This window comes from Microbacterium sp. SCN 71-21 (assembly GCF_001725695.1).
GTDB lineage: Bacteria > Actinomycetota > Actinomycetes > Actinomycetales > Microbacteriaceae > Microbacterium > Microbacterium ginsengisoli.
In genome coordinates this window covers 1-8,894 of record NZ_MEGA01000082.1, presented here as the reverse complement: position 1 = coordinate 8,894, position 8,894 = coordinate 1, and the positions used below count along the sequence as shown (strand labels likewise).

The window sequence follows — 8,894 nt, the reverse complement described above, 5'->3', positions numbered from 1 at the left end:
AGCGCCGCATAGGCGATGACGAGCACGGTGCCGACCACGGCGACGGTGATCGCCGCACTCCGCCCGCGCGCCGCCGTCATAGCCACACCATAGCAACGGGCCGCAGCGCAACCGGGCGTCGATGTCGGCGCCCGGCGGGAAGATAGAGGGATGAGCGAGGTGCTCGATCGGTTCTCGCCTGCCACGCAGGACTGGTTCCGTGGCGCCTTCGCGGCCCCCACCACCGCCCAGGTGGGCGCGTGGGAGGCGATCTCGGGAGGCCGGAACGCACTGGTGGTCGCGCCGACCGGCTCGGGCAAGACGCTGTCGGCGTTCCTCTGGGCGATCGATCGGGTCTTCCGCGAGAAGTCGGCGACTGCCCCGGCGACGGATGCCCCCTCCACCCGCATCCTCTACATCTCACCCCTGAAGGCACTCGGCGTCGACGTCGAACGCAACCTGCGCTCACCGCTCGTCGGCATCGGCCAGTCGGCACGACGCCTCGGGCTCGATGTGCCCGCGGTGACCGTGGGCGTGCGGTCGGGCGACACGACCTCGGGCGACCGGCGCAGACTCGTGCAGGCGCCGCCCGACATCCTCATCACGACCCCCGAGTCGCTCTACCTGATGCTCACGTCGCAGGCGGGCGACACCCTGCGAGGGGTGCACACGGTCATCGTCGACGAGGTGCACGCGGTCGCGGCCACGAAGCGCGGGGCGCACCTGGCCGTGAGCCTGGAACGGCTCGACGACCTGCTCGACCGTCCCGCCCAGCGCATCGGCCTGTCGGCCACGGTGCGCCCGATCGACGCGGTCGCCGGCTTCCTCGGCGGTGCCGCACCGGTCGACATCGTCGCGCCCCGCGCCTCGAAGACCTTCGACCTGTCCGTCGTCGTGCCCGTCGACGACATGCTGCATCCCCCACCGCCCCCGGGTGAACCGCCCGCTGCGGGCGGGCGTGAGGAGGCGGCATCCGACGACTGGTTCGCCGAGGGCACGTCGAACACCGAGATCACCGGATCGGTGTGGCCGCACGTCGAGGAGGCGATCGTCGACCGGGTGCTCGAGCGCCGGTCGACGATCGTCTTCGCCAACTCGCGACGCCTCGCCGAACGACTCACCGGGCGGCTGAACGAGGTCTACGCGGAGCGCCTGGGGCTCGACCTGCCGACCGCCTCGGCGCCGCCGGCCGCCGTGATGGCGCAGGCCGGCGCGACCGCCGGGGCCGACCCCGTGCTCGCGAAAGCGCACCACGGCTCGGTCTCGAAGGAGCAGCGCGCGCAGGTCGAAGACGAGCTGAAGTCGGGCGCGCTGCGATGCGTGGTCGCGACCTCGAGCCTCGAGCTCGGCATCGACATGGGCGCGGTCGACCTCGTGATCCAGGTCGAGGCGCCGCCGTCGGCGGCGTCGGGTCTGCAGCGCGTGGGCCGCGCCGGCCACCAGGTCGGCGAGGTGTCGACGGCCGCCCTCTTCCCGAAGCACCGCGGCGACGTGCTGCACACGGCGGTCGTCACCGAGCGCATGCTGCACGGACAGATCGAAGAGGTGCGCATCCCGCAGAACCCGCTCGACATCCTCGCCCAGCAGACGGTGGCCGCCGCCGCCCGCGGGGCGATCGACGTCGAGGCCTGGTTCGAGACCGTGCGGCGCAGCGCCCCGTTCCGGTCGCTCCCACGCTCGGCCTACGAGGCCACCCTCGACCTGCTCGCCGGGCGCTATCCGTCAGACGAGTTCGCGGAGCTGCGACCCCGCGTCGTGTGGGACCGCGACGCCGGCACCCTCACGGGGCGACCGGGCGCGCAGCGCATCGCCGTGACGAGCGGCGGCACGATCCCCGACCGCGGCCTGTTCGGCGTGTTCGTCGCCGGCGAGACGCAGAACGCGCGAGTGGGCGAGCTCGACGAGGAGATGGTCTACGAGTCGAGGGTGAACGACGTCTTCACCCTCGGCACCACCAGCTGGCGCATCGTCGAGATCACCCATGACCGCGTGAACGTCGTGCCCGCGTTCGGGCAGCCCGGCAAGGTGCCGTTCTGGCACGGCGACGGCATCGGGCGCCCCGCCGAGCTCGGCGAGGCCCTCGGCCGCTTCTCGCGCGAGGTGTCGGCCGCGGGTCGCGAGAAGGCCGTGCCCCGCCTCGTCGAGGCGGGGCTCGACGAGAACGCGATCGACAACCTGCTGGCCTACCTCGACGAGCAGAAGGAGGCTACCGGCTCGGTGCCCACCGACCGGCAGCTCACCGTCGAGCGCGGTCACGACGAGGTCGGCGACTGGCGCATCATCCTGCACTCCCCCTACGGCATGCAGGTGCACGCGCCGTGGGCGCTCGCGGTCAACGCGCGCATCCGGGAGCGCCTCGGCGTCGAGGGCTCGGCGGTCGCGAGCGACGACGGCATCATCGCGCGCATCCCCGACGCGACGAGCGAGCCACCCGGCGCCGAGCTGTTCGTCTTCGACGCCGACGAGCTGGAGCAGATCGTCACCGACGAGGTCGGCGGGTCGGCTCTCTTCGCCTCTCGCTTCCGCGAATGCGCCGCGCGCGCCCTGCTGATGCCGCGTACCAACCCGAACCGGCGGAGCCCCCTGTGGCAGCAGCGGCAGCGCTCGGCGCAGCTGCTCGAGGTGGCCCGCCGGCATCCGACGTTCCCGATCATCCTCGAGACCCTCCGCGAGGTGCTGCAGGACGTCTACGACCTGCCCGCCCTCACCCGCATCGCCCGCAGCATCGCCGACCGGCGCATCCGACTCGTCGAGACCACCACGACGCAGCCGTCGCCCTTCGCCCGCGACCTGCTCTTCGGCTACGTCGGCGCGTTCATGTACGAGGGCGACTCGCCGCTGGCGGAGCGCCGCGCCGCCGCGCTCTCGGTCGACCCGGCGCTGCTGAGCGAGCTGCTCGGCAAGGTCGAGCTGCGGGAGCTGCTCGACCCCGCGGTGATCGCGCAGTTCGAGCGGGAGGCCCAGCGCCTCGACCCCGGGCGGCGGGTGCGCGGGCGCGAGGGGGTCGCCGACCTGCTGCGCCTGCTCGGCCCCCTCGATGCCGACGAGATCGCCCTGCGTCTGCAGGCCGATGACGACGAGGATGCCGCGGCCACCCCGGCCCGCGCCAGCGCGCTCGCGCACGACCTCGTCGACGCGCGCCGCGCGATCGCGGTGACCATCGCCGGACACCCCCGCTTCGCCGCGATCGAAGACGCCGGGCGCCTGCGCGACGCGCTCGGCGCGGCGCTGCCGGTGGGCATCCCGACGGCGTTCCTCGAACCGGTCACCGACCCGCTCGCCGACCTCGTCGCCCGCCACACACGCACGCACGGTCCGTTCACCGTCGCCGCGGTCGCCGAGCGGCTGGGCCTCGGCGCCGCCGTCGCCCGCCACGCCCTGCAGCGCCTCGACGCCGTCGGACGGGTCACGAGCGGATACTTCCTGCCCGAGGCATCCGGGTCGACCGACGACCTGGAGTGGTGCGACAGCGAGGTGCTGCGTCGACTGCGGATGCGCTCGCTCGCCGCGATCCGGGGCAGCGTCGAACCGGTGCCGCCCGAGGCGTTCGCACGCTTCCTGCCGGTCTGGCAGCACGTCACACGTCCCCTCGAGGGCGTCGACGGCGTGCTGCAGGTCGTCGAGCAGCTCGCGGGGGTGCCGATCCCGGCGAGCGCCTGGGAGTCGCTCATCCTCCCGTCGCGCGTGCGCGACTACACACCGGCGCTTCTCGACGAGCTCACCGCGTCGGGAGAGGTGCTGTGGTCCGGGCACGGCACCCTGCCCGGCAGAGACGGCTGGATCGCGCTGCATCCGGCGGATGCGGCATCCGCCACCCTCGCCGCACCCGACGACGACGCGACACCCGGCGAGCTCGAGCGGGCTGTGCTCGAGGCGCTCGCGGGCGGCGGAGCGTACTTCGCGGCACAGCTGCGGCAGGCGACGGGCGCCGAGAACGAGCAGTCGGTCATCGAGGCACTGTGGGCGCTCGCCTGGACCGGACGCATCACCAACGACACGTTCGCGCCGGTGCGGGCGCTGCTCGCCGGCGGCTCGCAGGCCCACCGCGTCGCGCGGCGCGCCCCGCGGGCACGGATGTACCGCGGCACGCCGATCGCCCGGCCGGCGGCGCCGCCGCGCCCCGCGGCGATCGGCGGACGCTGGTCGCTGCTGCCGGAGCCCGAGACCGACCCGACCGTCCGCGCCACCGCGGCCGCCTCGCTGCTGCTCGACAGGTACGGCGTCGTCACCCGAGGCTCGGTGCAGAACGAGGGACTTCCCGGTGGCTTCGCGCAGGCCTACCGCGTGCTCGCCGGGTTCGAGGAGGCGGGGCACTGCCGCCGCGGCTACGTGATCGAGAAGCTCGGCGCGGCACAGTTCGCCGCCTCGTCGACGATCGACCGGCTGCGCGAGTACGCCGCGCTCGCCGATCCGCCGCCGCTCGAGGCGGTCGCTCTCGCGGCCACCGACCCCGCCAACCCCTACGGCGCCGCCCTCGCCTGGCCCGGGCTCGACGGCATCACGCACCGCCCCGGCCGCAAGGCGGGCGCGGTCGTCGTGCTCGTCGACGGTGCACTGGCGCTCTACCTCGAGCGCGGCGGCAAGACCGCGCTCGCGTTCACCGACGACGAGGCTGTGCTCGCCGCGGCATCCCGTGCCCTCGTCGCGACGGCGCGCGGCGGGCGCCTCGACACCCTGACGGTCGAACAGGTCAACGGCGTGTTCGTGTTCGGCACGCCCGCCGGTCGCGCGCTGCGGGAGGCGGGATTCGTCGAGGCGACGCGCGGGCTCACGCTGCGGCGCCAGCTCGAGGGCGCACGTGCCTGAGGGCGACACCGTCTTCCAGACTGCGCGCCGGCTGCACGAGGCGCTCGCGGGCGACGTCGTCACCCGGTTCGAGCTGCGCGTGCCGCAGGTCGCGACCGCCGATCTCACCGGCGAGACCGTGCACGGCGTGATCCCCCGCGGAAAGCACCTGCTGCAGCGCATCGGCGACATGTCGGTGCACTCGCACCTCAAGATGGAGGGCCAGTGGCACCTCTACCGTCCCGGTGAGGCGTGGCGCGCACCGGCCTTCAAGGCCCGGGCGATCGTCGGCACCGCCCGCGCCCTCGCGGTCGGGTTCGACCTCGCCATGGTCGACGTCGTGCCCACGGACCACGAGGACGAGCTCGTCGGCTACCTCGGCCCCGACACGCTCGGACCCGACTGGGACGCCGTGGAGGCCGCCCGACGCCTCAGCGCCGACGAGCGGCCGGCCCACGTCGCCCTGCTCGATCAGCGCAACCTCGCCGGTCTCGGCAACGAATACGTCAACGAGCTGCTGTTCCTGCGGGGCATCGACCCGCACACCCCGGCGAGCGCGGTGGACACGCTCGCTCTCGCGCAGGCGGGGGCGCGCCTCATCCGGGGCAACCGCGACCGCGCCCGTCGCACGTTCACCGGCATCGACAAGCCGGGGCAGCGCACGTGGGTCTACCGCCGCGCCCGCCAGCCCTGCCGGCGGTGCGGGACGACGATCACCGAGACCACGCTCGGCGCCGACCCCACCGCGCAGCGCAACGTCTTCTGGTGCCCGCGCTGCCAGCCGGCCCTGTGACGCGGCATGCCGGCCCGGCGACGGCGGACCCGCCTGCCGCACCCCGATGGCCGCACCTCAGAAGAAGGTCATCTCCCCGCCGGTGAGGTTGATCGTCGCGCCGGTCACGAACGAGGAGTCGGGCGAGGCGAGCCAGGCGACCGCTCCCCCGACGTCCGTGGGCGTGCCCATCCGACCGGCAGGGATCCGTGCCGCGTACGCGGCGATCTCCTCGTCGAGCGACCGACCCGTCTCGGCGGCCCGCGCGGTGAACGCCGTGCGCATCATGTCCGATTCCATCGTTCCCGGGCACAGGGCGTTCACGCGGATGCCCTCCTCGGCGTGCTCGACGGCGAGGGCCTGCACGAGCGCGATCGAGAACGCCTTCGAGCCCGAGTAGACCCCCCAGCCCTCCCACGCCTGCTTGCCGGTCTGCGACGAGATCACCACGACCGACCCGCCCGCCCGCATCACCGCGAGCACCGCGCGCAGCGTGCGCATCACGCCCCACACGTTCACATCGACCAAGCGCGCGACGTCGTCCCACGCGGCATCGACGAGTCGGGTCGCGGGGATCGCGATCCCCGCACCGACGACGAGCACGTCGATCCCGCCGTGCACGGCGACGACGGCATCGACCGCGCGTCGCACCGCGCTGCCGTCGGTCACGTCAACACGCACGAAGCTCAGCGGATCGTCCGGCGACAGCGCGGCGAGGTCCGTCCACGCGGCATCCACCGGTTCCGCGACGTCGAGCACGATCACCCGGGCGCCGTCGGCGGCCAGCCGATCCGCCGCGCCCCGGCCGAGCCCCCGCGCGCCGCCGGTCACCAGAGCGACGCGCGGGAGGGTCTCGGCTGCGCTCACGCGGTCGCCCACCGCTTCTCGAGCGCGCGGGCGATCGACACGATGCGTTCGTCGGCCCCCCGGCGGCCGACGATCTGCATTCCCACCGGCAGTCCCGACGTCGGCGCCGGGATGGCGACGACCGGGTGCCCGGTCACCCCGAACGGGCGCGTGAACACGCTGAGCGCGTCTCGGAACTCGATCGGGTCACTGCCGATGAGGGGTGCGACGATCGCGCACGTCGGCAGGATCAGCGCGTCGGCACCGGCCGCGTCGAGTGCGTCGTCGATGATCTTGCGCAGCCCCTCACGGGACTCCTGCGCACGGATGTAGTCGACGGCGGTGGTGCGCAGCCCCCGCTCCATCAGTTCGCGGATGTCGGCGCCCATCGTCTCCGGACGCTCGAGCAGCTGCTCGGCGTTGCTCGCGGCCGACTCGGCGTACAGGATCGTCAGCCCCGCCCAGATGAACGCGTCCGCAGACGGCAGATCGGCGGAGGGCAGGCCCTCGGAGACCCGCGCCCAGGATGCCGCGACCGTCTCGTCGACCGTCGTCGCCGTGACCCAGTCGCGCGCGGCGATGAGGGTGAACTCCCCCGGGTCGGCGATCGCCTCGGGGCCGAGCAGACCCGCGTCGACATACGCGCGCGCGAACGTGTCGACATCGCGCGACATCGGGCCGATCGTGTCGAACGAGGGAGCGAGGGGCCAGACGCCGTCGAGCGAGAAGCGCCCGTGAGTCGGTCGCAGACCCGCCGTGCCGCTCAGCGCCGACGGGATGCGCACGGAGCCGCCCGTGTCGGTGCCGAGGGCGAGGTCGGCCATGCCGAGACCGACCGCCGTCGCCGACCCGCCGGAGGAGCCGCCCGCGATGCGCGCCGGATCGACGGGGTTGCCGACGGGCCCGAAGTGCGGGTTGCCGCTCGTGGGACCGAGGGCGAGCTCGTGCAGGTTCGTCTTGCCGATGACGCCCCAGCCGGCGGCGCGGAGCGCCGCTACCACGGGAGCATCGGAGTCCGCCGTCGGCACCACGGGCAGCTCGGTTCCGCGGGTCGTGGGCATGCCCGCGACATCCACCAGATCCTTCACCGCGAGGATCGGACCGTCGAAGTCGGCGGCCTCGTCCACCCAGATGAACGCGTTCGTGTCGCTGTGGGCTGCGATCGACGACTTCGCGTCGCCGAGGCTCGTCACGTCGGCGCTCATGCGAGGGCCAGCGCGAGAGGACGGATGGGGCTGCCGGTCGCGCCGCGGATCTTCAGAGCCGCGCCGATGAAGGCGAACTCGTACATCTGCGCGGCGCTGAGGCCCTCGAGGTCGGCGATCTCGAGCATGGGCACGCCCGCCTCCGCGAGGAGGTAGGTGTGCACGTCGTGGAAGTTCTCCGGGTCCTGCGACGGACGCACCTCGATCGCGGCGTTGTCGGAGCCGATGATCGCGGCGCCCTGCTTCGCGATCCACTCGGCACCGTCACGGGCGATGCCGGGCTCGTCGACGATGTACGCGTCGGAGTCGGGCCACGCCTGCATGCGGCCGGTGCGGATGAACACGACGTCACCGGGCTGGATCGCCACGCCCTGCGCCTTCGCGGTGTCGGCGAGCAGCTCCGGTGTGATCAGGAAGCTCGGCGGCAGCTGCGCCGTGCCCTCGTGGGCGGCGACGTCGAGCAGGATGCCGCGGGTGATGATCGGCGGGTGCTTGTCGGCTCCGCCCTTCGTCCAGTAGCGGCGGCCGAGGTGCTTGTCCTGGCTGAAGTTGTTCCAGATCGACTGCCCGTACCCGAAGTGGTTGAGCGCGTCGACGTGAGTTCCCGTGTGCGTGTACATCGAGATCGAGTCGCTCGAATAGCCGACCAGGCTGTTCTGCGCCTCGCCGACCCCGATGACATCGTCGACCAGGTTGCCCTGGGGGGTGTGGGTCATCCAGATCTGGAATGCCGGGTCGCCGAAGGCCTGCCAGCTCGGCATGCCGATGAAGTAGTCGACGGAGAGGTCGACGGGGGCACCCGTCACCCGCCGCAGCAGTTCGTCGCTGGCGACGTCGTTGAGCAGGTTGAGCATGCCGATCTCGTCGTCGACTCCGAACGGACTGGTGCTCACCTCCCGGAAGGTGGCGGCGCGTGCGGCGATCTTCGCGCCGAGTGCCGCGTTGACGGTGGCGTCTGCGCACATGGTGTGGCTCCTGTTCTGTGGCGAGGGATCAGCTGGCGGTGCGGAGGCGGCGTTCGCGTCCGTACACGAGGAGGATGAGGATGATCGCGACGCCCTGCGCGATCTGACGCCCGGCGATGGGCACCGCGGCGGCACTCAGTGCGTCATCGAGCACGGCGAGTACGAGCACGCCCGCGATCGTGCCGACGTAGCTGCCGCGGCCGCCGAGGATCGATGCCACGCCGATGACGACGGCGGCGACCGAGGTGAGCGTGTACTGGTCGCCGATGCCGTACGCGCCGGTGCCGGTGTAGCCGGCGAGCACGATTCCGGCGACCGCGGAGAGCGCGCCGGTGACGCCGT

The 8,894-nt window shown here is 73.0% G+C and carries 5 protein-coding genes and 1 pseudogene; 2 read left to right on the top strand and 4 right to left on the bottom strand.

Going from position 1 to position 8,894, the window contains the following annotated elements; all coding sequences use genetic code 11:
- The first annotated feature begins 150 nt into the window (after positions 1-150).
- Together ABT08_RS11130 and ABT08_RS11125 are read left to right on the top strand one after the other, a co-directional pair.
- The gene (locus ABT08_RS11130; RefSeq protein WP_288114975.1) at positions 151-4,785 is read left to right on the top strand and encodes an ATP-dependent helicase; all 4,635 of its coding nucleotides are present in this window, start codon (positions 151-153) and stop codon (positions 4,783-4,785) included.
- Positions 4,778-5,557: a DNA-formamidopyrimidine glycosylase family protein gene (locus ABT08_RS11125; protein WP_056208302.1), complete on the top strand. Its 780-nt coding sequence runs from the start codon at positions 4,778-4,780 to the stop codon at positions 5,555-5,557. Before ABT08_RS11130 ends, ABT08_RS11125 begins: the two co-directional genes overlap by 8 nt.
- 57 nt (positions 5,558-5,614) lie before the next feature.
- Here ABT08_RS11125 and ABT08_RS11120 read toward each other — a convergent pair whose 3' ends face one another.
- From ABT08_RS11120 to ABT08_RS11105, 4 genes and pseudogenes are all read right to left on the bottom strand, one after another.
- Positions 5,615-6,403, bottom strand: coding sequence for an SDR family NAD(P)-dependent oxidoreductase (locus tag ABT08_RS11120; RefSeq protein ID WP_162237838.1), 789 nt, complete (start codon positions 6,401-6,403; stop codon positions 5,615-5,617).
- On the bottom strand, positions 6,400-7,587 hold the full coding sequence (locus tag ABT08_RS11115; RefSeq protein WP_056208296.1) for an amidase: 1,188 nt from the start codon (positions 7,585-7,587) through the stop codon (positions 6,400-6,402). The genes ABT08_RS11120 and ABT08_RS11115 overlap by 4 nt, the downstream gene beginning before the upstream one ends.
- Entirely contained in the window at positions 7,584-8,552 is a 969-nt protein-coding gene (locus ABT08_RS11110) for a cyclase family protein (RefSeq protein ID WP_288114972.1), read from the bottom strand. Before ABT08_RS11110 ends, ABT08_RS11115 begins: the two co-directional genes overlap by 4 nt.
- Positions 8,553-8,580: 28 nt before the next feature.
- Positions 8,581-8,894 (bottom strand): annotated as a pseudogene (locus ABT08_RS11105) (hypothetical protein); the annotation flags it as partial.